Genomic DNA, 24,853 nt, shown 5'->3' on the forward strand with positions numbered 1-24,853 from the left:
CTGTTTTTAATATACAGGGTATGCCGATACTACCTTACCATTTTTTACAATTATCTCAATCGTCATACCATTACTAGCTGTTCCTCTATATCTGTTATTCTTATATAAAACTTTATTATCAAAAGCTAAATTTATTTCATTAATTACTTGTTGTGGAGTCCATTCTCTCGGAAAAAAAGTAGATTTTGCTTTTTTTGTTACCCCATTCACTTCTATATTCGCTCTATAAACACCATATTTATTTGGCGGATCTACATTTCCAATAACTTTACCATGACTTTTTGAAAGGCCCTCGTAATGAAATCCAACTGCTTTATCTTTCACTATTTCACCATCATAAATATGATTTAGTGCATTACTTTTACTACCTTTTTTGAATTTATCTGTTGCTGCAAGATCCGATATTTTCCAACTTGATTGATATGAATTTTTCTTCTCAACACTCGGAATTCTAGTAAGTGCTTTCTCTCCCTTACTCCACACAAAAACATACTTTCCAATCTTAGCAATAGGAATAATAAAAAGAGTACTCAATATTCGTTCATCAACCGAAACTTTTTTATTAGTTTTAGGATCTTCGCCAGTTGTTGCCCTAATTCCATCATTAACAACAAAAAACTCACCTATTGTATCCGTTACTTTCCCTAAACCAGGTACTTCTTTATCAATACTTTTAACTCCGCCAGCACTTCTGCCTTCTGGAATCTTTTTAACAATTTCTATACTAGGTTTACCATTATTAAGATATCGTCGAACGATTTGGCCATTTTCGTAGATACTGTATACTCCGCCGATATAGTTTATATCTGATTGATTCCTCACAGTTTCATCAGCAACATCTACTCTTTGGACCACTTTCCAGCCTTTAACGTTATAAAGTTTACCATTTATCACTCGAATATCTCCAGCTACTTTTGGAGATATCATAGCTGCTTCTTTCTGCAGTACCGTCAAGTTACTGTCATCACCATAAATCTCACGCTCGACCTTTTGTTGTTTGTCATCCATTATCACAGAATCAACGTTTGATTGCTTATGTTTCTCCAGTTTCTTCAGCATCAACTCCATCGGTGAATCATCCGGCTGTTTCATTTGCGGATTGATGGCGCCGAAGGTTTGGTTAATGTTTTCTTCTTCCTGCGATTTCATGATGGAGCCGCTTTTGTAGCCTGTGATTTCAATTTTCGGACCGGTGTACATCGTTTCGAGCTGATCGATATATTTTTTCATCGTTTGAAAATCTGATTTTGCGGTTTCTAGTGCTTGGGTTTGCTGGCCGTCAAATTGAAAGAGCTTATTCAGGGTGTCCGAAATCAGTCGCTCAGCCTGTTCTGTTTCCATCCGGAAAAAGGAGTCATTGACTGTAGGCAGGCTGACGATGTGATCAACGGCTGATGTCTGGTGATTGACTGCGTCTGTGAGCTGCTCTGTCACTTCTCGTGCATGCTTGACCCCGTGTCTCGCGTCGTGTGAGAGAAAAGCCTCTGCGATCATGCCGTGGGAGTCAGATTCTACAGAGGAAATCGCATGCTGTGTTTGTTTCAGCACTTTTTTGTATTCGTCGATAAACATGCCAGAGAAAAGGAGAAAGGGTTTATGAATTAGCTTTATAAAAGATTATTTTTATTAAAAAACCTTGAAAGGCACTTTGCCAATCAAGGTAAAACAGTTACCACTACACTACTCTAAAGCTACTCACTAGGAAGCAAACCAGAGGGTCCTCAAAACCATTTAATTAAAATAGTTATGACGTGAGATTTTTATAACCAGGAATCTCTTCTAACATGAAAAACCTCTAGTTGTTTATCATATAACATGTGTATTAAATCCGAAATTGATTACAGTTCCGATATATTCGTATTCTTTTAGTATAACTATAAGCGACTAGCCAACAACTCTTTTGGTGTTATCCTTGTAATTTAAAGTATTGAGCTAAATTATTCATATACTTATCATAGTCATCGTCTTTACATTTATTCATGATAGTCTCTACAGTAGAATTGACAGTTTTTATATTAAAATCTCTCATTATGAGATATCCATGACCTAATTCAATTTTTGTACTTTCAAGTATCTTATCCAATCTTTTAGGGCTAATAATATTAAAAGTAAATAAATCAGAAGCACCTGGTATATCAGGCAATCCTACGTCAAGTTCAAATGAAACGTAGAAATCATCAGCGTCCTCACCCCAATTTTCATAGTCTTTAGTTAAAGCTTTAATTTCTAACATAATTATATCCCACCTTTTAATCTAAAATATCAACATGTACATTTCTTAATTCTGTTTTTGATCCTACAACAGTAATTTCATTTTCAGTGAAGTTCGCTCTCCACATTTTTTCCTTTGGTTTATATTGCAATCTGAAAGCTCTCATTTTATCTACACTTTTGTACCCTAAAAAATTTCCTGCTTTATCATACATTTTTTCCGCTCCTTGACCAACCCAGCCTTTTCCTGCATCTAGTGCATTCTGACGTGTTGAGCTACCAAGAGTTGATAAACCTTTAGGGGAATTTTTTATTCCTATAACCGTTTGGGAAGAGCTTAAATTATCTACATATCCAGGATGCCACCACTTACTATTAACACTGCCTTTAGAAGGTTTCTTTTTTACGTCTCCCTTTATATCCTTCTCCACTACATGTTTAGCCACATCTGTGACAACACGCTTCCCGCCTCGGACCGCCAATTTTTTAACAGCACCCTGAGGGCTTACCCACTCAATAAATTCATATTGAGTTCCGGCAAGAAACGAATCAATTGGCTTAGCTCCGCCTACTTTATCCTCTGGAATGTAAGACACTTCTTCTAGCCGCTTTTTCCCTCCAGCGTAGAGTTCTCTCACAATTTGGCCGTTTTCATATACATAATATTTGCCGCCGACGTAGTCGATGCTTGCAGTATCACGAGTTAGTTCGTCAATCACTTCTATCGTATCTATCTTTTTTAATCCTTTATGATTATATAGTTTATCATTTATCACCCGTATGTCTCCATAGACTTTCGGGTGGGCTGCTGCTTCTTTCTGCAGTACCGTCAAGTTACTGTCATCACCATAAATCTCATGCTCGACCTTTTGTTGTTTGTCATCCATCATCACAGAATCAACGTTTGATTGCTTATGTTTCTCCAGTTTCTTCAGCATCAACTCCATCGGTGAATCATCAGGGTGCTTCATTTGCGGATTGATGGCGCCGAAGGTTTGGTTAATGTTTTCTTCTTCCTGAGATTTCATGATGGAGCCGCTTTTGTAGCCTGTGATCTCAATCTTTGGCCCTGTGTACATGGTTTCGAGCTGGTCTATATATTTTTTCATCGTTTGTAAATCTGATTTTGGCGTTTCTAGTGCTTGAGTTTGCTGGCCGTCAAATTGAAAGAGCTTATTCAGGGTGTCCGAAATCAGTCGCTCAGCCTGTTCTGTTTCCAACCGAAAAAAGGAGTCATTGACTGTCGGCAGGCTGACGATGTGGCCGATGGCTGATGTTTGCCGATTCACTGCGTCAGTGAGCTGTTCTGTCACTTCTCGTGCATGCTTGACTCCGTGTCTGGCATCGTGTGAGAGAAAAGCCTCTGCAATCATGCCGTGGGAGTCAGATTCTACAGAGGGAATCGCATGCTGTGTTTGTTTCAGCACTTTTTTGTATTCGTCGATAAACATGCCAAAGAAAAGGAGAAAAGGCTTGTGGCACTCCTCGTAGAAGGTCCGGATGGCATCTCCGCCTTTTCCTTTTAGCGCATCCTTCATGCCTGCCAGATGTTCAACACTTTTTTCCAGCTTCTCCAGCTGCTGTTTTTGCTTGGCCAGTTTCTCTATCGTATGCTGAATGCCCTCGTGAAGAGCGTGGACATCTAATGTTTTCAATCCCTTGTCCTCCCGCGCTTTATTTCATGGAAGATGATATGTTTTCGTCCGTTTCCTTCATGGCGTTTACCGCGCTTTCCGTTTGTGCGATATGCTTGGCCAGAACGGACGCATATGCTTCAGTGAGCTCTTTGATGTCCTCATTTAATTGCTCGATGGACTTTACAACGTTTAAATGGTTTCTGCCTGAGATATGGCCTGGCAAGGAGGACTTGAGTGCAGCTGAATTCTTGAGCTGAGAAAGCCCTTGCTTCACTGTGCCATAGACCATTTTGATTTCCTGTGCCAATTGTGCTCACCTCACTATTTATGTTTTTCCTTCTCTATTTCATGCTCTATTCTCGTGATTTGGCGTCTTATGGAATACACATCGCCCTCTAATGAGTGGATTTTTCCTTCTATGCTTTCGATGATTCCGCTGACCTGTTCGCTTTTGATTTGACGATATGCTTTGTTCATTCCTTCACGAATATCTTCAAACCGCTCAGCATGTGTTCCTCTCCATGCCTCCCGGTTAAGATGAGGCCGGTGAATGAGATGCTGGGCCTCGGAAAATTCGTGTTTGATTTGTCTGACTTCGTGCAGCACTCGTTTTAACTGATGGATCTGTTCCTGTTTTTCATGTAAGTCGGCTTTTACCGAATGTAACAACATTTCACTATGCATGCCGCAACACCTCGTGTTTCTATCAAACTGTGTAAATTCTTTACAATACAGACTATTTTCATATTACATGATGGGTCATATTGGATAAATAGGCAAAAGGGTTTGTCTTGAAAAGAGTTACACCGGTTCTAAATTGCTATAAATTCGATATCTGCAATTTTATAGCGGGGATAATAAGCACAAGGAGGACTTTTCATTTAGGTCTTTAACCTCATTTATCATTCTATTTTTTTCTTCCGTTGGACTATTGCTTATAGTCAATAAAGACGATAAAAAACGCCTTCCTACGAAGGCGCCTTCTCTATCTTATTTAGATCCCCATACAGCCTCACCGCTGCCATTCAACACACTAAATGTCATCACATTCTTCTCTCTCACCGAATCCCACTGGTGTAAAAATACGCCATTATACGTCTTGCCGGCTAGCGTGATGTCGGCTGTATCATCTCCAGTTTTCTTCCACGTTCCGGTCATTTCCCCGGAAATGGTGTGGTCTTGGTTAAGCTGAATGTTGATGGTTTTTTTGATGTCGGCTGAGATGTCTTTTCCGTGCTGGATGAGTTTGTATGTTCCTGTGATGTCCTTTTGTTTTACTTTTTTCAAGGTTTCACCTGCGTATCGATATGGCGCTGCTACCGGCCAGCCGTCTTTGTTCATGAACATTTGGTGGACTCTGACTTCGTGTTCTTCACCTCTTCCCGGAAAGCGGGTGTGGAAGATTAAATAAGAACGGCCGGTTTTTTTGTCATAATAGGCTGAGTTGTGGCCCGGTGAGACGTATCCGGCTCCTTTTTCAGTTTCTGTTTCAAATGAATAGCTGCCCATGAGTTTGACGCCGTACGGCTCAATGGAGCGGTCATCGAAGAATGTGCCTTCTTTGCCTTTGACATCAATCATTGGATTGCCCTCTGCATCATAATACGGGCCATCTGGTTTTTTGGAGCGGGCGACACGGATGTTGTAGCCGCCTGTTGCGTCTAGACCGCCATATGATAGGTATAAGTAGTAGTAGTTGGTGTCTGGATTGTAGAGGATATATGGGCCTTCGATTCTGCTGTGGTTGCCGCCGAGCAGTTTTTTGCCGTACCCCTGTCCAGGGAGCGGGAAGCCAGTTTTCGGATTCATTTCCAGGATGAAAATGCCGCCTGAATATGAACCGTACACCATCCACAGCTTGCCGTTTTTATCAAAAAAGGTGTGCGGGTCTACGACGTTCGGGTGTTTTGTTGCGTCATACGGTGTTCCGTCATTGCTTGTGCCTTCCATGCCTGATTTCAAAAAGAGGCCTTTGTTTTTATAGGGTCCTTCGATGTTGTCAGCGACGGCCACTCCCATGGCGGATCTTGGTGAGTCACCGCGGCAGGCATTGTAGTACATATAGTATTTGCCGTCCGCCAGCTGCGCGACATCAGCCGCCCACAGGGTATCGGATTGCGCCCATTCGAAGGTATCTTTTAATTCTTCATAGACATTGGGAATAAGAGGGTTATTGTTGCTGACACTGCCAGTCAGCTGCTGCCATTGAATGAGGTCATTTGTTTTCGCTGAAGCTAAATGAGATCCGAAAACGTAAAAGGTGCCGTTCGTCTCAATGATGGAAGGATCATGGACGCTGACTTCTTTAAAGACGGGTTTTTCTGCCTTTTGTGCATGGATAGCGTTTGGAAGGGTGAAAGCCGTGAGAAGAGCAGCAAGAAAACATACACGAAACAATCGGTTGAACATCTGTACAGTTCGCCTCTCTTTTTTATTAAATTTTTAAGTGCTTACATTTTATGAAGGAACACCGGCCCTTTAGGAAGGCCGGATGTTTTCATATTCAAACGGGTAGGTGATTCCCCACTGTTGTCTTACATTGTCCATGATGCTCATGACATCCAGGGAGAGACTGATGGTTTGGCTGCCTGTTTGATGCAGGACTGCATTTTGCATATCCTCTACTTCATAGTTCAACCCTTTTGCGGTTTCTCCTTCTTCAATCATCTCTGTTTTTCCATTGGCGTACGTAATGAGTGCTTTGTCCGGCCTTGTAAAATCGTCGACTGTGATAAAGCCGTTTTCTCCAGCGACTACGCCTCTTTTTGGCATTTTTGCGCGCATGGTCAGCGATATGACGGCCATTTCATTGTCGGTGTTTTTTAGGATGATGCCTGACTGCTCGTCTACACCTGTATCAGCCGGCTTGGCCGTGCTGAGGATCTCATTCGGCTGGCTCGTGAGAAAATATCTTGCGAACGAGAGCGCATAGGCTCCTGTGTCTAAGAGTGCGCCGCCAGCCAGTTCCTGATTAAAGAACCGGTTTGTGACGTCGTATGGCTTGCACGTTCCAAAGGAGACTTGAACCATTTTAAGGGGCCCGATGCGACCGGCCTTTACGATCTCCCGGAGTTTTTTATACAGCGGCATATGGTAGATGGTCATCGCTTCAGATACAATAAGCTGTTTTTCTTTAGCCAAACCGATGATCTCCTTTAGCTGTCTCGCATTGACGGTAATGGCTTTCTCACAAAGAACATGCATGTGATGCTGAAGGCTTTTCATCATATATTCATAGTGGTTTGAATGCGGAGTGGCAATGTAGACAATATCAACATTCTCATCTAGCAGCAGTTCTTCGTAGCTGCCATAGGCTTTTTCGACATGATGCTCCTTGGCGAACACCTTGGCTTTATCCAAGCTTCGTGACCCTGCAGCATAGACCGTTCCGTTTACTTCTCTCAGCGCTTTGGCGAAATCTGAGGCGATTGCGCCAAGGCCGATGATTCCCCAATGTAAGCTCTTCACTGCACTTCGCTCCCCTTCTATTTGAACTCATATCTAGAGTACGACAGCAGCCGCCCGCACACCTGTCTGGCTATGGTGTGCAATGTGCTAGATTTCTGCGTCACGATATCACAATACCAATCTAACTTGTTAAAGACTGTAAAAAACCTTTTGACTTCTATTGCTGAAACAATTAATATAATACTCAGTTAATAGTTATCAGAATTTTTAGGAATTGAGTGATTCATATGACACTGCACAAAGAGCGCCGTATTGGCCGGCTGTCTGTTCTTCTGCTGCTTCATGAAGCTGAGGAACGTTCACAGGTCGAGGAGCTGGAGCGAGATGGATGGAAGGTCTGTCTCGGCAAGGTAGGATCAATGGACGCGCATAAAGTAGTAGCCGCAATTGAAACCGCTTCCAAAAAGAGCGGGGTCATTCAATCTGAGGGTTACCGTGAGTCACATGCGCTTTATCATGCGACGATGGAGGCCTTGCATGGCGTGACCAGAGGTGAAATGCTGCTTGGATCACTGCTTCGGACGGTTGGCCTGAGGTTCGCCGTTTTGAGGGGAAATCCTTATGAAAGTGAAGCGGAAGGCGATTGGATTGCTGTCTCGCTTTACGGAACAATCGGGGCGCCGATTAAAGGACTTGAGCATGAAACATTCGGCGTTGGAATTAATCACATATGAAACAGCCCATAGATCTTAGACGATAGGGGGCTATGCGTGAAATCAGAATTTCACAGCATAGCCCCTTTTTGTATGGGCGCTTTATCAAAGTAAAGACAAAGGAGTTGGGTTTATGGTGACATTAGACGGTTCTTCATTGACAACAGCCGACGTCGCGCGAGTGCTGTTTGATTTTGAAGAGACAGCGGCTTCCGAAGAAAGTATGGAGCGTGTGAAAAAAAGCAGAGCGGCAGTGGAGCGGATTGTTCACGAAGAAAAGACAATATACGGCATTACCACCGGATTTGGCAAATTCAGTGATGTCCTGATTCAGAAGGAAGACTCGGCGGCGCTGCAGCTGAATTTAATTCTTTCTCATGCCTGCGGAGTCGGCGATCCTTTTCCTGAGTGTGTTTCCAGGGCAATGCTGCTTTTGCGCGCCAATGCGCTGTTAAAAGGGTTTTCCGGTGTGCGTGCTGAGCTGATTGAGCAATTGCTTGCTTTTTTAAATAAACGTGTCCATCCTGTCATTCCCCAGCAGGGATCACTTGGTGCAAGCGGAGATCTGGCGCCGCTCTCCCATCTGGCGCTTGCGCTGATCGGGCAAGGAGAAGTCTTTTTTGAGGGAGAAAGGATGCCGGCAATGAAAGGCTTGAAAAAAGCCGGCATTCAGCCGGTAGCGCTGACATCCAAGGAAGGGCTTGCCTTGATTAATGGGACTCAGGCCATGACTGCTATGGGTGTGGTTGCATACATTGAAGCGGAAAAACTAGCCTATCAAACAGAGCGCATTGCCAGCTTAACGATTGAAGGGCTCCGCGGGATTATCGATGCGTTTGACGAGGATATTCACTCCGCCCGCGGCTATCAGGAGCAGATCGATGTCGCAGAACGAATCCGTTTTTATCTATCTGACAGCAGCCTGACGACCTCTCAAGGAGAACTGCGGGTCCAGGATGCCTATTCATTGCGCTGTATTCCGCAAGTGCACGGTGCGACCTGGCAGACGTTAGGCTACGTGAAAGAAAAATTAGAGATTGAGATGAATGCAGCTACGGACAATCCTCTTATTTTCAATGATGGTGACAAAGTCATTTCTGGCGGAAACTTTCACGGGCAGCCGATCGCCTTTGCCATGGATTTTCTAAAAATCGCAGTATCAGAGCTTGCGAATATCGCAGAGCGCAGGATCGAGCGCCTTGTGAACCCGCAGCTGAATGACCTGCCGCCATTCCTAAGCCCTCATCCCGGTCTGCAATCCGGTGCAATGATCATGCAGTATGCCGCTGCCTCGCTTGTTTCTGAAAATAAAACACTGGCCCATCCCGCAAGTGTGGATTCTATTCCGTCATCCGCCAACCAAGAAGACCATGTCAGCATGGGAACCATCGCCGCGCGGCATGCTTATCAAGTGATCGCAAATACAAGGAGAGTCATTGCGATTGAAGCAATTTGCGCATTGCAGGCTGTTGAATACAGAGGCATAGAACATGCAGCGTCCTATACCAAACAGCTTTTTCAAGAAATGAGAAAAGTCGTGCCGTCTATTCAGCAGGACCGCGTATTTTCCTATGACATCGAACGCTTGACTGCCTGGCTGAAGAAGGAATCTTTATTACCATATCAACAGAACGAAGAATTGAGGGGGATGAACATATGACTGATGTAAAAAAATCAATCCGTGCCAACCGGGGGACAGAGCTTGAATGCTTAGGGTGGGAACAAGAGGCGGTGCTTCGGATGCTTCGCAACAACCTTGATCCAGATGTCGCCGAGAAGCCCGAGGACCTAATCGTATACGGCGGGATTGGCAAAGCCGCTCGGGATTGGGATGCATTTCGCGCCATTGAGCATTCTCTGAAAACACTAAAACATGATGAGACATTGCTCGTGCAATCCGGAAAGCCCGTTGGCATGTTCCGTACGCACCAGCAGGCACCGCGCGTGCTTTTAGCAAACTCTGTTCTTGTTCCAAAGTGGGCGAACTGGGAGCATTTCCACGAGCTTGAGAAAAAAGGGTTAATGATGTACGGGCAAATGACAGCTGGCAGCTGGATTTACATTGGCTCACAAGGCATATTGCAAGGAACGTATGAAACCTTCGCTGAGCTCGCGAGACAGCATTTCGGAGGAACCTTAAAAGGGACATTGACGCTGACAGCAGGTCTCGGCGGAATGGGAGGCGCCCAGCCGCTGTCTGTCACGATGAATGACGGAGTTGTGATTGCCGTCGAGGTTGATGAAAAACGAATCGACAAACGAATTGAAACAAAATACTGTGACCGTAAAACAGCGTCGATTGAGGAAGCCTTAGCGTGGGCTGAAGAGGCAAAGCTGGCAGGAAAACCTCTCTCCATCGCTCTTCTCGGAAATGCGGCAGAGGTTCACCATACCCTTCTGAACCGCGGCGTCACCATTGATATCGTCACCGATCAGACGTCTGCCCATGACCCATTAATCGGTTACGTTCCCGAGGGCTATTCACTTGATGAAGCCGATCGCTTGCGCCAAGACAATCCAGACCTTTATGTGCGCCTTGCGAAACAAAGCATGAAAAAACATGTGGAAGCCATGCTGGCATTTCAACAAAAGGGCTCAGTTGTATTTGACTACGGCAACAACATCCGGCAAGTTGCTAAAGATGAAGGCCTGGAGAATGCCTTTGATTTTCCGGGATTTGTCCCTGCTTATATCCGTCCCTTATTCTGTGAAGGAAAAGGACCATTCCGCTGGGCGGCACTTTCCGGTGATCCGGCAGATATTTACCGTACGGATGCGTTATTAAAAGAACTGTTCCCGGCAAACAAGGCCCTTCACCGCTGGATCGATATGGCACAGGAAAAAGTCACGTTCCAAGGCTTGCCGTCCCGCATTTGCTGGCTTGGATATGGAGAACGAAAAAAGATGGGCCTTGCCATTAACGAATTGGTCCGAAACGGGGAGCTAAAAGCGCCTGTCGTGATTGGGAGAGATCATTTGGACTGCGGGTCTGTCGCCTCTCCAAACCGGGAAACTGAAGCGATGATAGACGGAAGTGACGCTGTCGGCGATTGGGCTGTGCTAAATGCGCTTGTCAACACGGCGGCGGGGGCAAGCTGGGTTTCCTTCCACCATGGCGGCGGCGTCGGAATGGGCTATTCCCTGCATGCCGGTATGGTCGCAGTTGCCGATGGAAGTGAGCTGGCTGACGAACGGCTCGCCAGGGTCTTAACGAGCGATCCGGGGATGGGCATTATCCGCCATGCGGATGCGGGTTATGAACGTGCCGTTGAAGTAGCGAAGAAGCAGGACATTATCGTGCCGATGCAAAAATAAGGGAGTGATAACATGCCGAAACAAATTGATACGATTCTCATCAACATCGGTCAGCTTTTGACGATGGAAAGCAGCGGCCCGCGCGCGGGCAAAAGCATGCAGGATCTTCATGTGATCGAAGACGCTGTTGTCGGAATCCACGAACAGAAGATTGTGTTCGCGGGAAAAAAAGGGGCTGAAGCCGATTACGAGGCAGACGACATCATTGACTGTTCGGGACGGCTTGTAACGCCGGGCCTCGTCGATCCGCATACCCATCTTGTATTTGGCGGATCTCGGGAAAAGGAGATGAATCTAAAGCTTCAGGGCATCTCCTATTTAGATATTCTGGCGCAGGGCGGCGGTATTTTGTCCACTGTCAAAGATACCCGGGCCGCCTCAGAAGAAGAGCTGCTGCAAAAAGGCCGTTTTCATCTGCAAAGAATGCTGTCATACGGCACGACCACGGCTGAAGTGAAGAGCGGCTACGGCTTAGATAAAGATACAGAGCTGAAACAATTGCGTGTCGTGAAAAAACTGCATGAGAGCCAGCCCATTGACCTTGTCTCCACTTTCATGGGAGCTCATGCCATTCCTCCTGAAGATAAGGACAGCCCCGATGAATTTTTAGATCGCATGCTGGATCTCTTGCCAGAAATAAAAGAGGAAGAGCTCGCAGCCTTTGCAGATATTTTTACAGAAACAGGCGTTTTTACAGTCAGTCAATCCCGCCGTTATTTACAAAAAGCAGCTGAGGCGGGATTCGGATTAAAAATCCACGCTGATGAAATTGATCCTCTTGGAGGAGCTGAATTAGCGGCTGAGCTAAGAGCTGTCTCAGCCGATCATTTGGTGGGCGCCTCTGATGAAGGCATACAGCAAATGGCTGAATCAGGAACCATCGCCGTCCTCTTGCCGGGCACGACATTTTATCTCGGCAAACACACATATGCCAGGGCAAGAGACATGATTGATGCGGGTGTACGTGTGAGCCTGGCAACGGACTTTAACCCGGGCAGCTCCCCAACTGAAAATATTCAGCTGATCATGTCGATTGCCGCGCTTCATCTGAAAATGACCGCAGAAGAAATATGGCACGCGGTCACTGTCAATGCCGCATATGCCATAGGGAAAGGAGAAGAAGCAGGGCAGCTTAAAGCTGGCCGCTCAGCAGATCTTGTCATTTGGCAAGCCTCGAATTACATGTATATTCCGTATCACTACGGCGTCAATCATGTACATCAAGTCATGAAAAACGGAACAATTGTTGTCAACAGGGAGGGAGCCATTCTTGGATAATTACCCTTTTCTCAGAGAGGCCGGTTCATCGTTTAAAGACCGGGATGTAACGAAAATGAGCGATCTGATAGAAAAATGGGATGGCCAAGGCATTAAGGGGCCGGCGCTGATAGGTGCCCCCCTGTCAAAATCATCCATCAGTCATTCCGGCGCTTCCTTTGCCCCCGGAACAATCCGCCAGGCTCTAAAGCATTCATCTGCTTATTCTGCGGAGCTTGGAGAACATGTCGTATCAGATTTTCTTTATGATCTGGGGGATGTCGATATTCATGTGACTGATATCGTGAAATCACATGATCAAATCTTCCAAACCATGCATGCTCTGCTTTCAGATCACCCAGATTGGGTACCGCTCATACTTGGGGGAGATAACTCCATCAGCTACTCCACCATAAAAGCGATTGCGCAAACGAAAGGAACGACAGCCGTTATTCAATTTGATGCCCATCATGATGTGCGGAACACGGAGGACGGAGGGCCGACAAACGGCACCCCCTTCCGCCGCCTTTTGGATGAAGAGATCATAGAAGGCCAGCATTTGATTCAACTGGGTATCAGAGAATTCAGCAACAGCTTGGCTTATGAAACATACGCGAAAAATCATCACGTGGACATCCGCACGATGGGAATGATTCGTGAAAAAGGACTGATCCCGACCATTAAAGAGATCCTGCCTGCCGTTCAAACAAGAACAGACTTCATTTTCATATCTGTTGATATGGATGTCTTAGATCAGTCCCATGCACCCGGCTGTCCAGCGATTGGCCCGGGCGGCCTCTATACAGACGAATTACTCGAAGCAATCAAGTACATCGCACAAGAGCCCAATGTCGCAGGGATCGAAATCGTTGAAGTTGATCCCACCCTCGATTTTCGAGATATGACAAGCAGAGCCGCAGCTCACGTTCTGTTACACGCATTAAAAGGAATGAAACGCTCCCGATTCAAGTGATCTTCCGGCAGGTTGTATTTTGGTTACAAGAAAACTCATCTGCCTGATCAACGGCAGCTAAAAGGAGGACGAAACGGTGGGTCTTCAAGAGAAAAGCGGCCATCAGCTAAAACGGACAATGAAAAGCAGGCACTTATTTATGATTTCATTGGGAGGCGTCATCGGAACAGGACTTTTCCTCAGTACGGGCTATACGCTCAGCCAAGCCGGTCCCGGCGGTACAATACTCGCTTATGTAATCGGCGGATTGATGATGTACCTCGTCATGCAATGTCTCGGTGAATTGTCGGTCGCCATGCCGGTGACCGGTTCCTTTCAAAAATACGCCACAACATTTATCGGGCCATCTACCGGTTTTATGGTCGGCATCATGTACTGGGTGAATTGGGTGGTGACGGTAGGTTCAGAGTTTACCGCATCCGGTATTCTCATGCAGCGCTGGTTTCCTGACAGCAGCGTATGGATGTGGAGTGCGATTTTTGCAGCTCTCCTTTTCGTATGCAACGCATTTTCAGTCAAATTATTTGCGGAAACTGAATTTTGGTTTTCGAGCGTGAAGATTGTCACCATCATTTTATTTATCATTTTAGGAGGCGCCGCCATGTTTGGCTTGATCTCTTTAAACGGGACGGCTGATGCCCCTATGTTTTCAAATTTCACAGGTCATGGAGGATTGTTTCCGAACGGCTTTCTCGCTGTATTTATCGCCATGATATCTGTGAGTTTTGCCTTTTCCGGAACAGAATTAATCGGAGTCACAGCAGGAGAATCCGCAAATCCTCAAAAGGATATTCCGCGCTCCATCCGTAATGTCGCATGGCGGACAGTCATTTTTTTCATCGGTGCCGTCTTCGTATTATCCGGACTGATTTCATGGAAAGAAGCAGGAGTAATTGAAAGCCCCTTTGTAGCAGTATTTGCAGAAATCGGAATCCCGTACGCCGCAGATATTATGAATTTTGTTATATTAACAGCCTTGCTGTCCGTTGCCAATTCAGGCCTATATGCCTCAACCCGTATGCTGTGGTCGTTAGCAAATGAAAACATGATCAGCTCTCGTTTTAAAAAAGTCACATCTAAAGGCATTCCACTCAATGCCTTAATCATCAGTATGGCTGTATCTTGTTTATCTCTCGTTTCCAGTATTGTGGCGCCTGGAACTGTTTATGTGGTGATGGTAGCGATTGCTGGATTTGCAGGGGTCGTGGTCTGGATGAGCATTGCGCTGTCTCAACTCTTGTTCCGAAAGAGATTTCTTAAAAAAGGGGGGAATGTAAAAGATCTGACATTTCGCACACCGCTTTATCCTCTTATGCCTATAGCCGCTCTTTTATTATGTTCAGCTTCTTGTATCGGTCTCGCTTTTGATCCCAATCAAAGAATCGCTCTCTTCTGCGGAATTCCTTGTATCATTCTATGCTATCTCATCTACTATTTCAGAAGAAATCTTACGAAAGCAAAAAAAATCGGACAAGAGGAATATCAGGTTGATCACATCCTTTAATCAAAACAGCACACCCCACTCAGGATGGGATGTGCTTTATTTTTATTCTGTAATTAACGTATGAATCAGCTTCGGTGCCTTCGCCTCCGCTGCGATACGGATATTGTCATATACTTTCGCGATGACTTCATCGACATTTTCCCGGTTGGCATAGAGCGTAACGAGAGGTTCGCCTTTTTCAACCTTGTCGCCGACCTTTTTGCGGAGCATGATGCCGACGGCTAAATCGATTTCGTCTTCTTTTGTGGCGCGTCCGGCACCTAACAGCATGGCTGCGACGCCGATTTCGTCTGCGACAATTTCGGAGATGACACCCGCTTCTTTGGCTGGCACATCAATGTGATAAGCCGCTTGCGGAAGCTTAGACGGATCATCAACAATCGAGCTGTCACCGCCTTGGTTTTTCAAGAAATCTTTGAATTTCTCAAGCGCTTTGCCGTTTTTCATGACCTCTTCAAGCTTTGCTCTTGCTTCGTCTAATGTACCTGCTTTTTTCGCAAGCACGACCATCTGGCTGCCGAGTGTTAAGACAAGCTCGTGCAGGTCTTCAGGGCCTTCGCCTTTGAGCGTGTCAATCGCTTCTTTCACTTCAAGCGCATTTCCGATCGCAAAGCCGAGCGGCTGGGACATGTCGGAGATGACAGCCATCGTTTGGCGGCCAACCTTGTTGCCGATTCGTACCATTGCTTTCGCGAGTTCAGCCGCATCTTCCTCTGTTTTCATGAAGGCGCCCGCTCCCGTTTTCACGTCAAGCACGATCGCGTCTGCTCCGGCAGCGATTTTTTTGCTCATAATGGAGCTAGCGATAAGCGGGATGGAATTCACCGTACCCGTTACATCTCGCAGGGCGTACAGTTTTTTATCCGCCGGCGTTAAGTTGCCGCTTTGGCCAATGACGGCAACCTTGTCGCGGTTCACAAGCTTAATAAATTCTTCCTTTGACAGTTCCACGTGAAACCCGTCGATCGCCTCTAATTTATCAATTGTTCCGCCTGTATGGCCGAGGCCGCGGCCGGACATTTTGGCAACCGGCACATCAAGAGCCGCGACAAGCGGTGCAAGCACGAGTGTTGTCGTGTCGCCGACACCGCCGGTTGAATGTTTATCCACTTTAATTCCTTCGATGGCAGAAAGATCAATCGTTTCACCGGAGTTCACCATAGCCATTGTTAAGTCCGCCCGTTCACGATCACTCATATCCTGGAAGAAAATCGCCATGGCAAGCGCGCTTGCCTGATAATCAGGAATGCTTCCGTCCGTATAGCCGTTCACGAAAAACTGGATTTCTTCTGTGGTGAGTTCTTTTCCGTTTTGTTTTTTGATGATAATATCTACCATTCTCATTATAGTCACCGATCCTTTTCGATTATGTTCAGTAAATCAGACCTACAACTGCCGCTGTTAAAAAGCTGACAAGCGTGGCACCGTATAATAATTTCAGACCGAAGCGAGCAACGACGTTTCCTTGCTTTTCATTCAGACCCTTTACAGCACCGGCAATGATACCGATGGAAGAGAAGTTCGCGAACGAAACGAGGAATACTGAGACAATCGCTGTTGTACGGCCGCTGAAATGAAAACCGTTTTGCGAAAGAGACGTCATGGCGACAAATTCGTTCGATACCATTTTTGTTGCCATAATGCTTCCGGCGTTAACAGCTTCATTCCATGGAATACCAACAAGAAAAGCGAATGGAGCAAACACATATCCAAGCAGGTCTTGGAAGGAAATACCGAGTACAGCGTTAAAAATACCATTGATCAAAGCAATAATCGCGACAAATCCGATCAGCATCGCTGCGACAACAACCGCTACTTTGAAACCATCTAAGATGTATTCTCCGAGCACTTCGAAGAAGGATTGTTTTTCTTCATTTTCTACACGAAGCATATCCTCATCTTTTGCGACCTCGTAAGGATTAATAATAGAGGCAATGATAAAACCGCCAAATAAGTTCAATACAAGAGCCGTTACGACGTATTCAGGCTTCAGCATCGTCATGTAAGCACCGACGATTGACATGGATACGGTTGACATCGCAGAAGCGCAAAGCGTGTACAACCGCTGCTGTGACAGTAAACCGAGTTCTTTCTTTAAGGAGATAAATACTTCTGATTGCCCTAAAATCGCAGATGCAACAGCATTGTACGACTCCAGTCTTCCCATCCCGTTAACCTTGCTGAGGGCAAGGCCGATGTATTTAATAATAAACGGGAGGATCTTCCATTTTTGCAGAATCCCGATGAGTGCTGAAATAAATACAATCGGCAAGAGAACGTTCATAAAGAATGTCGATTGATCCGCATTCACCAAACCGCCAAACACAAAGTTGATTCCTTCTGCCGCATAGCCAAGCAGGTAGCTGAATCCTTGTGCAAATCCTCCGACGAGAAAATTCCCGATCCCCGTATTGAGGAGAATGTAACCGAGAATAAACTGCAAAATGAGCATGACAATAATTGGGCGGATCTTAATTCTTTTTTTGCCGCTGCTCGCGATCCACGCAAGGCCTAAAAACACGATTAAACCGATAATCCCAATCAAATACTTCATATGTGTTTCTCCTTTATTCGTATTCGCTTACATTATTATTTCCCCGGAAAGAAAAGAAGGGCACGGAAAGCGAAGTGCCTTCCGTCTGCTTCTTAATAATTATCTCCGCCGGCTCCGTTCTCTCCTTTTACAATGGAAACGCCTGCGCTTGCGCCAATGCGGCTTGCACCTGCTTCGATCATCGTGTCTACATCTTCTTTCGTTCTGATACCCCCGGATGCTTTTACGCCGATATCAGGGCCTACTGTTTTGCGCATTAAAGCGATATCTTCCTTCGTTGCGCCGCCTGTTGAGAAGCCTGTTGAAGTTTTCACGAAATCCGCTCCCGCAGAAACCGCTAAACGGCATGCACGCTCTTTTTCTTCATCTGTCAGCAGGCATGTTTCAATAATAACTTTGACAAGCGCTTTTCCGGCTGCAGCTTCCACCACACCGCGAATATCCGCTTCCACTACGTCGTCTTCTTTGTCTTTCAAAGCAGCGATGTTAATGACCATGTCCACTTCAGTGGCGCCTTTTGAAATCGCATCCTTCGTTTCGAACGCTTTTGTTTCTGTTGTGTTGGCGCCGAGCGGGAAGCCGATGACTGTACATACGTCAACTCCTGTGCCCTCAAGCTCTTTTGCAGCCAGCTGCACCCATGTCGGGTTTACACATACAGAAGCGAATTTGTATGTTTTCGCTTCTTCTATTAATTTCAAAATATCCGCTTTTTGTGTATGCGGTTTCAAAGCTGTATGATCAATTTTATTGGCTAATGTCATCCTTCGCACACTTCCTTTTTTGTTAAGATATTTTTTAGCATACCCGACTTTTGAACATATGTAAATTGGTAATTGAAATTTTGTTCAGCGAACGGTCTGAAGGTGTCACAAATCATTAACAAGTGCCCTTGCGGTATGCTGGTCAATGATTAACACATTGGCATATTTTCCTGTTAACGCACCATGGATGGAGGACACTTTTCGGCTTCCGCCGGCCACTAGTATAGAGCGTTCCTTCAGCCTCAGATCCTCAAGCTCGACGCCGATGGTCCGGTCATTGATGGCGGTGCTGCAAATCTTCCCTTCCTCGTCAAAGAAACGCGAACAGATATCTCCGACAGCCTGATGTTTCAGCAACGCTTTCTCTTCTTCGTTAAAATAGCCGAGCCGGAATAACAGCGCTTCGTCACGGACTGTTCCCACCGTGAAAAGAGCGATATTCGCCTGCTTGCCCATCTCAATGATCCGCTCGATATGACGGTCTTTCTCCACCATTTTCTTCACATCCGCATTATCAAACACGACGGGAAGCGGAAGATAGCGCGGCATCGTTTGAAAAGCCTCTGCAAACAGCTGAATCGTTTCAGCTGAATAGGTGTTTACCCGGGAATGGCTGATGCCGCCTTTCAGCTGGACGACCTCTACGCCTTTTACCTGCTTTGGCTGCATGTTTTGCGCGATCTGATACATGGTGGTTCCCCAGCTGACGCCGACGATGTCGCCGTCTTTTACCATTTCATGCATATATTCTGCACCGTAACGGCTCAAGCCATGTGTGATTGCTGCATAGTCCGGTGTCGGAGAAAACACAACGTGCGCTTCGAGAAGCCCGTATTTCTCTTCCAGCATGGAACCGAGCGCATCTAAATCCTCAAAAGGGTCCATCACGCGAATTTGGACAAATCCTTTTTCTTTTGCGTATTGCAGCAATCGGGAAACGGTCGGCCTCGAAATGCTGAGCTGCTCTGCGATTTGCTGCTGACTGTAGTCAGACTGATAATAAAGCCTTGCCGCTTCTATGCTTAATTGTTGTTTTTCCCGATCCATTCCGCACCTCCCTTGGATCAGTTCATGGTGAACCTGCTTTTGATTTGCTTTTATTATACAGGCTGGCAACAGCTTTCATCCACCTGATTTGCAAGAAACTGAAAAACGCTCTGGAACAGATCTGCCCAGAGCTTATTTTTCCCACTTCATATATTGATAAATGCCTTTCATGTTGGCGTATATTCCATATAACACAAGCCCGCACGCCAAAAAGATCAGAATCACTCTGCCATGCGGCTGCTGCGCGAGCTCGGCGAGCGCCCCGTCAAAGCCTCTTGTGTCGTCCGGATCAGAGGTGAGAGCGGTTTTTATGAGAAAGAAGCCGATGGCTGAGAAAATAATGGCACGGGCGATGTTGCCTGCGCGTCCTGTGTTTTTTGCAATACATATCATCTCTTTGCTCATTTTTGACATATCGAATTCTCTCATAAAAGAAGCCCGGATACCTTTCATGAATTGAACCATCGCAAATAGGATAAATCCCGCTCCTGTGAGTCCCGTCAGCCACTGGCCAAACGGCTGCGCCAATACATAAGCGGACCACGTCTGTTCTGAAGTGCTGCCGCTCCCATGATCAAAGACAAACCGAAGAGCATTCCAGGCAATCGATGCGTATACGGCGGCGCTGAATAAATTTCCCGTTCTTCGCGACAGGCCCCGTCTTCCCGTGCCATGGCCCTCTGTATCCTTAATCGCACTCAGCACCATCCATATGACATACCCGATGAGTCCAATCCCGATGAAGAAAAGCAGAATCGATCCGTATGGCATGCGTGATAAGGTTTGGAGCGCTCCGCTTGAATCCTTTGCCCCGCTGCCAGCTCCGGCAGCCATCATCAATGCCAGAATGCCGAGCAAGATAAAAACGCCGCCGAATGTAAAATAACCAAGCCTTCCGAATCTCTGTATCCAAGGCTTGGTTTCCTGTTTTATTTTAGAGATGCACTGGTCCTTCGCATCCATGTGCCCAACCCTCTTTCCGGAAACGTTACTGTATCATTTCCCGAATGAGGAGAGTTGAAACAGACTATCCTTCAAGAGAATCGTGTCTTTGCTTTTTGGCCGTATAGGCGGGTGTCGTCCACGCAGCTGCCGCGACAGCCGTAATGCCGCCAGCTAATTTCCCGATGATCATGGCCGCTGCCATTTCTTTCTTCATTCCCGCCACAAAGCCGAGATGGCTGCCGAGCACAAAGGCTGCGCTGACCGCAAACGCGACATTGATAACCTTTCCTCTCGGCGTCATGTCTTTTAATAAGGCGAGCATGGGGATAAGATGTGCCAAAGCAGCAACCATTCCCGCTGTCGCTGCCTGATCTAAGTGTAACAGCCTGCCTAATGTATGGAGCGGTTTCTCAAAAGCTTTTGTGATAAAAGCTGTCAGCGGAAAAGCGCCCGCCAATACAACCGCGATGGTGCCTACGGTTTGGATGCCTGTTTCAATCTTTTCGAGGCCAGGTATTAATACAAAGCCTGTCATTGTTTCAATCGAGACAGCAACAAGTCCAATGATCGCAACAATACTGACAGCCTTCCCGAAAACGTGAAATACGCGGATTGTCTTGTCGGTGCAGAGCCATAGTCCAAAAGCGATAACCGCAGAAAAAAGACTTGGAATCAGAATGTTTTTCAGAATTAATACCAGCTCAAATCCCGCAGCTAACCCGCCTGCGAAGCATCCGATCGGCACAGTGCACAGTCCGATTAAAATGCCTTTTGCAAAATACGGGTGATCCTGTTTTTCAATCATGCCGAGAGCGACGGGAATGGTGAACACGATCGCCGGCCCCATCATCGTCCCCAGAAATACCCATGAAAACAAGCCTGCGTCCGGATCTTTCGCCATTTCTTCTGCCAGCGCATAGCCTCCCATATCAATGGCCAAAATGGTGTTGGCAAAGGAGGAAGGGTCTGCGCCAATGGCGGCATAGACCGGAGACACGACGGGAATCAGTATGGCCGCAAGCACTGGCGCCAGCGACACAATCCCGACCATTGACAGCGCAAGCGGCCCCATGGCATTAAAGCCATCCGCAAACCGCTCGCCAAGCCCCCACCTGTTTCCCAAGCAATAATCGGCTGCTCCCACTAATAAAAAGACTGCCAGAATACATACAACCGCATCATTCACCGTCATGGCCTTTCTCCTTTTTCAAACGTATGATTTGGCTTTATCATATCATCTGAAGGAGGGGATGAGAGGCGGATTCTAATCTAAATACGATATAAATTCTTTCATGTCAGCGCGCTCAATGGCCCCTATGATATGCGATGCTTTTTGCACATCACTTGGCAGCGCTGATTTTAATTTTTCTTTTACATCTTCTTCAGACAGACCGTTTCCGGGAGCTCCCTTCGGGCAGTCCACCCGCGCTTCACATATGCGTCCATCTGATAAAAACGCCCGAACAATGGTGAAACGGCCTTTCGGAACCGCTTGAGAGGCTGGCTGAATGCGATTGTCATACACACGCTGAATATGACGCATTGCGGCCTGCATATGATTTGGTATGGGCTCGCTGTTGAAATGTTCAGCAATCAGCTTCTGTCCGTGCAGGGCAAGGGCAATGACATATTCAACGCTGAAGCGGCCTTCCTCTCCTGTTTTTGGTGATCTTGCCGTTAATGCAGCATCTCCGCCAGGCGGAAAAACGACTTCAATCCGTTCTGTATTGTCAGCAGAAATGGCTTCCTGAGAGATAAGCTCGCGAATGGCATCTGCCGCGTGGTGCGCCGCAGAACAAAATGGATAGATTTTAAACCATAAACCTGGCTTCACGATTCTCCATGGTTTGCCCCAATGGCTTAACAGCGTGGTTTGAGCCTTGTCTACATCACCGTATAGGCTGAAGAAACCTTTTTCTCCATCCAGTGCCGTACGAGAGCCTCCAACATCAGATTGGGCCAGCTTAACAGCAAGCAAGCCTGATTGAGCTGCCAGCCCTGCGTGCAGCGGTTTCATTTCTGTACCGAATTGCACCCTCATTCCGGCAGACTGCGTTGCGGCAAAACCGATTGCTTTTTCCATTTCTTCTTGAGTGAGTTCCTCCGCGTACCCTACAGCACAGGCGGCGGCTATGGCCCCGAGCGTTCCTGTATTGTGCCAGCCTTTTTCATAGTGCGGGCTGCCAATCGCCTCCCCAAGCCTTGCCATTACTTCCACACCGACAATATAAGCGCCAAGAAGCCGCTCGTCACTTTCTCGAGCGGCAGCTGAAGCAATGAGTGCCGGCAAAATAACTGCACTCGGATGTCCCCTTACATCGGAATGGACATCATCGAAATCCAGCGCATGGGCGATAAATCCATTGAGCAGCGCAGATTGTAATGGCGCTGCCTTTTTCCCTTGTCCAATAATAGGGACAAGTGGCGTGCCGCCTTCCTCTTCGATCAGATGCAAAAGCTTTTGAATACCGTTTTCTTCTCTTCCGGCAAATGATGCGGCTGTAAAATCGAGCAATCCCTTTTTGGCTTCACGCATCGCGTCAGTGGCGTTCTCAGGCTGTGATAATCTTACGGCCTCAGCAAGACCTGCTGTCAGTTCTGTTTGGATCATTTGATTGACCCCAGTACAATAACAGCCAGTTCAGCAAAGTAGCTGGATGCAACTTGCAGTGCGCCTTCATCCAATGTAAACGCCGGGTGATGCCACTCCTCTGTACCGTTCGTCCCCATCCACACAAAAAATCCCGGGATCTTCTCTTGATACAGAGCGAAGTCTTCTCCGCCCGGAGATTGCTCCGCATGAACCGTTTGATAGCCAAGCCGGGCCGCAGCTTCTGACGCCGCGTTCAAAAACGTGCCGTCATTCTGAACGGACGGCAAATAAGGAAACCACCGGAATTCGGCCTGTGCCCCGAAGCCCGCGGCGATTCCTTCAGCCACTCGTTTCATATGCTCCGGAACGGCCTTTCTCGCTTCTTTTTGGAAGGTGCGAACGGTGCCCTCCATTTCAGCCTGGTCCGGAATCACGTTCCATGAACTGCCTGCCTGTAATCTTGTGATACTGACGACCGCGTTTTGCAGTGAGCTGATGTTGCGGCTGACCACAGATTGCAGACCGCTGACCATTTGGCCTGCCGCTGCTATGGGATCAATGCTGTTATTGGGAATGCCGGCGTGTCCGCCTTTTCCTTTCACAACAATCTCAAACCGGTCTACGCTTGCCATAAGCGGACCTTCCTTTATCCCAATGGTGCCGACAGGCAAATCAGGCTTATTGTGCATGCCAAAAATGGCAGAAACATCATCCAGCACGCCTGCTTCTATGACTTTCCTTGCTCCTGCGGCGATTTCTTCCGCTGGCTGAAAGATAAAGCGGACCGTGCCTTTCAGCTCGTCTCTTCTTTTATTCAGCAAAATGGCCGTGCCGATAATGGAAGCTGTATGAAAGTCATGCCCGCACGCATGCATCGCGCCGTCAATCTTAGAGGCAAACGGCAGGTTCGTTTGTTCTTGGATCGGGAGCGCATCAATGTCCGCTCGTATCGCGATCACAGGTCCGTCTGACTGCCCTTTGATTTCCGCAATTACACCTGTTTCTAATTGAGGAACGTCAAGAATCTCTATATGTTCTTCCTCGAGCCAGCGGCGGATTTTTTTTGTCGTTTCAAACTCTTCAAATGAAAGTTCAGGGTGTGCATGAAGGTCACGCCGCATATTGATTAAACGTGTATGAAACGTTTCTTCGGCCATTCTTCTTCTTCCCTTCTATATAAGCTCTGCAGGCTCTCCCACCTGCTTGATAAATCGTTTCGTCCGTTCGTTTTTCGGATGGTCAAACAGTTCTTCAGGCGTTCCCTGCTCGATAATATGGCCGTCTGCCATAAAAATCACTTTATCGGCAACCTCTCTTGCAAATGCCATTTCGTGGGTGACGATGATCATTGTTGTTTGTTTTTCCGCAATCGATTTGATGACCTGAAGCACACCCGCCACGAGCTCCGGGTCAAGCGCCGAAGTCGGTTCATCCAGCAAAATCGCATGCGGATTAACCGCAAGTGCCCGCGCGATGCCGATTCGCTGCTGCTGGCCGCCGGACATTGTGATCGGGTAGCTGTCAGCTTTATGCTCTAAACCAACCTGCCTCAGAATCTCCATCCCAATACGGTTCGCTTCATCTCGTGATTTTCTTTGAGCCGTGATTAAAGCCTCAGTAATGTTTTGCAGGGCGGTTTTATTTTTAAACAGATTGTAATTTTGGAAGACCATGGCCGTTTGCTGACGGAGCTGGTACGCTTCCTTGCGTGTAAACTTTTCCGCGTTCAGTTTGGCTTCTCCAATTTCAATGATGCCTTGATTAGGGCGCTCCAATAGATTCAAGCACCGAAGAAGCGTTGATTTTCCGGAACCGGACGGACCGATGATCGCCACCACTTCTCCGCGTTTTACTTCAAGGTCGATTCCGTCCAGCACGACCAGATCTTTAAACGCTTTGCGAATATTTTTTACTTTTATCAACTAATATCAC

General features: G+C 46.7%; 22 protein-coding genes and 1 pseudogene. 6 read left to right on the forward strand and 17 right to left on the reverse strand.

The features are described from left to right. Positions 1-6: 6 nt before the first annotated feature. The 8 genes and pseudogenes from WA325_RS09205 to WA325_RS09240 form a co-directional block, all read right to left on the reverse strand. The gene (locus WA325_RS09205) at positions 7-483 is read right to left on the reverse strand and encodes an EndoU domain-containing protein (protein ID WP_336183581.1); all 477 of its coding nucleotides are present in this window, start codon (positions 481-483) and stop codon (positions 7-9) included. 15 nt (positions 484-498) lie between these two features. Further along, positions 499-1,617, reverse strand: a pseudogene (locus tag WA325_RS09210) (T7SS effector LXG polymorphic toxin); the annotation flags it as partial. Positions 1,618-1,906: 289 nt separating this feature from the next. Further along, the gene (locus WA325_RS09215; RefSeq protein WP_014481380.1) at positions 1,907-2,233 is read right to left on the reverse strand and encodes an Imm8 family immunity protein; all 327 of its coding nucleotides are present in this window, start codon (positions 2,231-2,233) and stop codon (positions 1,907-1,909) included. A gap of 16 nt (positions 2,234-2,249) precedes the next feature. Further along, positions 2,250-3,866, reverse strand: a complete 1,617-nt coding sequence (locus tag WA325_RS09220; RefSeq protein ID WP_336183508.1) for a ribonuclease YeeF family protein — start codon at positions 3,864-3,866, stop codon at positions 2,250-2,252. A 19-nt stretch (positions 3,867-3,885) separates the two neighbouring features. Next, positions 3,886-4,155: a YwqI/YxiC family protein gene (locus WA325_RS09225; RefSeq protein ID WP_336183509.1), complete on the reverse strand. Its 270-nt coding sequence runs from the start codon at positions 4,153-4,155 to the stop codon at positions 3,886-3,888. 14 nt (positions 4,156-4,169) lie between these two features. Further along, positions 4,170-4,532 carry a YwqH-like family protein gene (locus WA325_RS09230; protein ID WP_336183510.1) on the reverse strand — a complete coding sequence of 121 codons (363 nt, stop codon included), beginning with the start codon at positions 4,530-4,532 and terminating at the stop codon, positions 4,170-4,172. A 306-nt stretch (positions 4,533-4,838) separates the two neighbouring features. Continuing rightward, entirely contained in the window at positions 4,839-6,257 is a 1,419-nt protein-coding gene (locus tag WA325_RS09235) for a glycoside hydrolase family 43 protein (RefSeq protein WP_336183511.1), read from the reverse strand. Positions 6,258-6,326: 69 nt separating this feature from the next. Beyond that, on the reverse strand, positions 6,327-7,316 hold the full coding sequence (locus WA325_RS09240) for a Gfo/Idh/MocA family protein (RefSeq protein WP_326326589.1): 990 nt from the start codon (positions 7,314-7,316) through the stop codon (positions 6,327-6,329). Positions 7,317-7,543: 227 nt separating this feature from the next. Here WA325_RS09240 and hutP point away from each other — a divergent pair, with 227 nt between their 5' ends. From hutP to WA325_RS09270, 6 genes are all read left to right on the forward strand, one after another. After that, positions 7,544-7,990 carry a hut operon transcriptional regulator HutP gene (hutP, locus tag WA325_RS09245; RefSeq protein WP_127696305.1) on the forward strand — a complete coding sequence of 149 codons (447 nt, stop codon included), beginning with the start codon at positions 7,544-7,546 and terminating at the stop codon, positions 7,988-7,990. A 112-nt stretch (positions 7,991-8,102) separates the two neighbouring features. Beyond that, positions 8,103-9,629, forward strand: coding sequence for a histidine ammonia-lyase (gene hutH, locus WA325_RS09250; protein WP_101865013.1), 1,527 nt, complete (start codon positions 8,103-8,105; stop codon positions 9,627-9,629). Next, a complete protein-coding gene (hutU, locus tag WA325_RS09255; RefSeq protein ID WP_202853170.1) occupies positions 9,626-11,284 on the forward strand; it encodes a urocanate hydratase in 1,659 nt (552 codons plus the stop codon). Before hutH ends, hutU begins: the two co-directional genes overlap by 4 nt. 12 nt (positions 11,285-11,296) lie before the next feature. Next, positions 11,297-12,562, forward strand: coding sequence for an imidazolonepropionase (hutI, locus tag WA325_RS09260; protein ID WP_336183512.1), 1,266 nt, complete (start codon positions 11,297-11,299; stop codon positions 12,560-12,562). Then, positions 12,555-13,514 carry a formimidoylglutamase gene (gene hutG, locus WA325_RS09265; RefSeq protein ID WP_336183513.1) on the forward strand — a complete coding sequence of 320 codons (960 nt, stop codon included), beginning with the start codon at positions 12,555-12,557 and terminating at the stop codon, positions 13,512-13,514. The genes hutI and hutG overlap by 8 nt, the downstream gene beginning before the upstream one ends. Before the next feature lie 76 nt (positions 13,515-13,590). Then, positions 13,591-15,018: an amino acid permease gene (locus WA325_RS09270; RefSeq protein WP_336183514.1), complete on the forward strand. Its 1,428-nt coding sequence runs from the start codon at positions 13,591-13,593 to the stop codon at positions 15,016-15,018. Positions 15,019-15,060: 42 nt separating this feature from the next. Here WA325_RS09270 and WA325_RS09275 read toward each other — a convergent pair whose 3' ends face one another. The 9 genes from WA325_RS09275 to WA325_RS09315 form a co-directional block, all read right to left on the reverse strand. After that, positions 15,061-16,362, reverse strand: a complete 1,302-nt coding sequence (locus WA325_RS09275; protein ID WP_227598482.1) for a pyrimidine-nucleoside phosphorylase — start codon at positions 16,360-16,362, stop codon at positions 15,061-15,063. A gap of 28 nt (positions 16,363-16,390) precedes the next feature. Continuing rightward, entirely contained in the window at positions 16,391-17,572 is a 1,182-nt protein-coding gene (gene nupC, locus WA325_RS09280; protein ID WP_024123414.1) for a nucleoside permease NupC, read from the reverse strand. A 92-nt stretch (positions 17,573-17,664) separates the two neighbouring features. Then, positions 17,665-18,336 carry a deoxyribose-phosphate aldolase gene (gene deoC / locus WA325_RS09285; RefSeq protein WP_059353261.1) on the reverse strand — a complete coding sequence of 224 codons (672 nt, stop codon included), beginning with the start codon at positions 18,334-18,336 and terminating at the stop codon, positions 17,665-17,667. 105 nt (positions 18,337-18,441) lie between these two features. Further along, positions 18,442-19,383: a DNA-binding transcriptional repressor DeoR gene (gene deoR, locus WA325_RS09290; protein ID WP_336183515.1), complete on the reverse strand. Its 942-nt coding sequence runs from the start codon at positions 19,381-19,383 to the stop codon at positions 18,442-18,444. A 132-nt stretch (positions 19,384-19,515) separates the two neighbouring features. After that, the gene (locus WA325_RS09295; RefSeq protein WP_336183516.1) at positions 19,516-20,346 is read right to left on the reverse strand and encodes a DUF1206 domain-containing protein; all 831 of its coding nucleotides are present in this window, start codon (positions 20,344-20,346) and stop codon (positions 19,516-19,518) included. Between the two features lie 64 nt (positions 20,347-20,410). Beyond that, positions 20,411-21,520, reverse strand: a complete 1,110-nt coding sequence (gene eutH, locus WA325_RS09300; RefSeq protein WP_336183517.1) for an ethanolamine utilization protein EutH — start codon at positions 21,518-21,520, stop codon at positions 20,411-20,413. Positions 21,521-21,592: 72 nt separating this feature from the next. After that, complete coding sequence (locus tag WA325_RS09305) at positions 21,593-22,939, reverse strand: MmgE/PrpD family protein (protein ID WP_336183518.1); 1,347 nt, start codon at positions 22,937-22,939, stop codon at positions 21,593-21,595. Beyond that, positions 22,936-24,078, reverse strand: coding sequence for a M20 peptidase aminoacylase family protein (locus WA325_RS09310; protein ID WP_326326567.1), 1,143 nt, complete (start codon positions 24,076-24,078; stop codon positions 22,936-22,938). The genes WA325_RS09305 and WA325_RS09310 overlap by 4 nt, the downstream gene beginning before the upstream one ends. Before the next feature lie 15 nt (positions 24,079-24,093). Then, positions 24,094-24,843: an amino acid ABC transporter ATP-binding protein gene (locus tag WA325_RS09315; RefSeq protein ID WP_105954550.1), complete on the reverse strand. Its 750-nt coding sequence runs from the start codon at positions 24,841-24,843 to the stop codon at positions 24,094-24,096. Between the last annotated feature and the right edge of the window lie 10 nt (positions 24,844-24,853).

The sequence above is a fragment of the Bacillus sp. 205(2023) genome (assembly GCF_037027485.1).
GTDB classification, from domain to species: Bacteria; Bacillota; Bacilli; order Bacillales; family Bacillaceae; genus Bacillus; species Bacillus halotolerans.

Excerpts from the sequence above, each read along its gene's own strand:
- WA325_RS09230 (WP_336183510.1), bottom strand. The coding sequence starts at position 4,532 with ATGCATAGTGAAATGTTGTTACATTCGGTAAAAGCCGACTTACATGAA.
- nupC (WP_024123414.1), bottom strand. The coding sequence starts at position 17,572 with ATGAAGTATTTGATTGGGATTATCGGTTTAATCGTGTTTTTAGGCCTT.
- eutH (WP_336183517.1), bottom strand. The coding sequence starts at position 21,520 with ATGACGGTGAATGATGCGGTTGTATGTATTCTGGCAGTCTTTTTATTA.
- WA325_RS09235 (WP_336183511.1), bottom strand. The coding sequence starts at position 6,257 with ATGTTCAACCGATTGTTTCGTGTATGTTTTCTTGCTGCTCTTCTCACG.
- hutP (WP_127696305.1), top strand. The coding sequence starts at position 7,544 with ATGACACTGCACAAAGAGCGCCGTATTGGCCGGCTGTCTGTTCTTCTG.
- deoR (WP_336183515.1), bottom strand. The coding sequence starts at position 19,383 with ATGGATCGGGAAAAACAACAATTAAGCATAGAAGCGGCAAGGCTTTAT.
- WA325_RS09310 (WP_326326567.1), bottom strand. The coding sequence starts at position 24,078 with ATGGCCGAAGAAACGTTTCATACACGTTTAATCAATATGCGGCGTGAC.
- hutU (WP_202853170.1), top strand. The coding sequence starts at position 9,626 with ATGACTGATGTAAAAAAATCAATCCGTGCCAACCGGGGGACAGAGCTT.
- hutH (WP_101865013.1), top strand. The coding sequence starts at position 8,103 with ATGGTGACATTAGACGGTTCTTCATTGACAACAGCCGACGTCGCGCGA.
- WA325_RS09275 (WP_227598482.1), bottom strand. The coding sequence starts at position 16,362 with ATGAGAATGGTAGATATTATCATCAAAAAACAAAACGGAAAAGAACTC.
- WA325_RS09295 (WP_336183516.1), bottom strand. The coding sequence starts at position 20,346 with ATGGATGCGAAGGACCAGTGCATCTCTAAAATAAAACAGGAAACCAAG.
- WA325_RS09215 (WP_014481380.1), bottom strand. The coding sequence starts at position 2,233 with ATGTTAGAAATTAAAGCTTTAACTAAAGACTATGAAAATTGGGGTGAG.
- deoC (WP_059353261.1), bottom strand. The coding sequence starts at position 18,336 with ATGACATTAGCCAATAAAATTGATCATACAGCTTTGAAACCGCATACA.
- hutI (WP_336183512.1), top strand. The coding sequence starts at position 11,297 with ATGCCGAAACAAATTGATACGATTCTCATCAACATCGGTCAGCTTTTG.
- WA325_RS09305 (WP_336183518.1), bottom strand. The coding sequence starts at position 22,939 with ATGATCCAAACAGAACTGACAGCAGGTCTTGCTGAGGCCGTAAGATTA.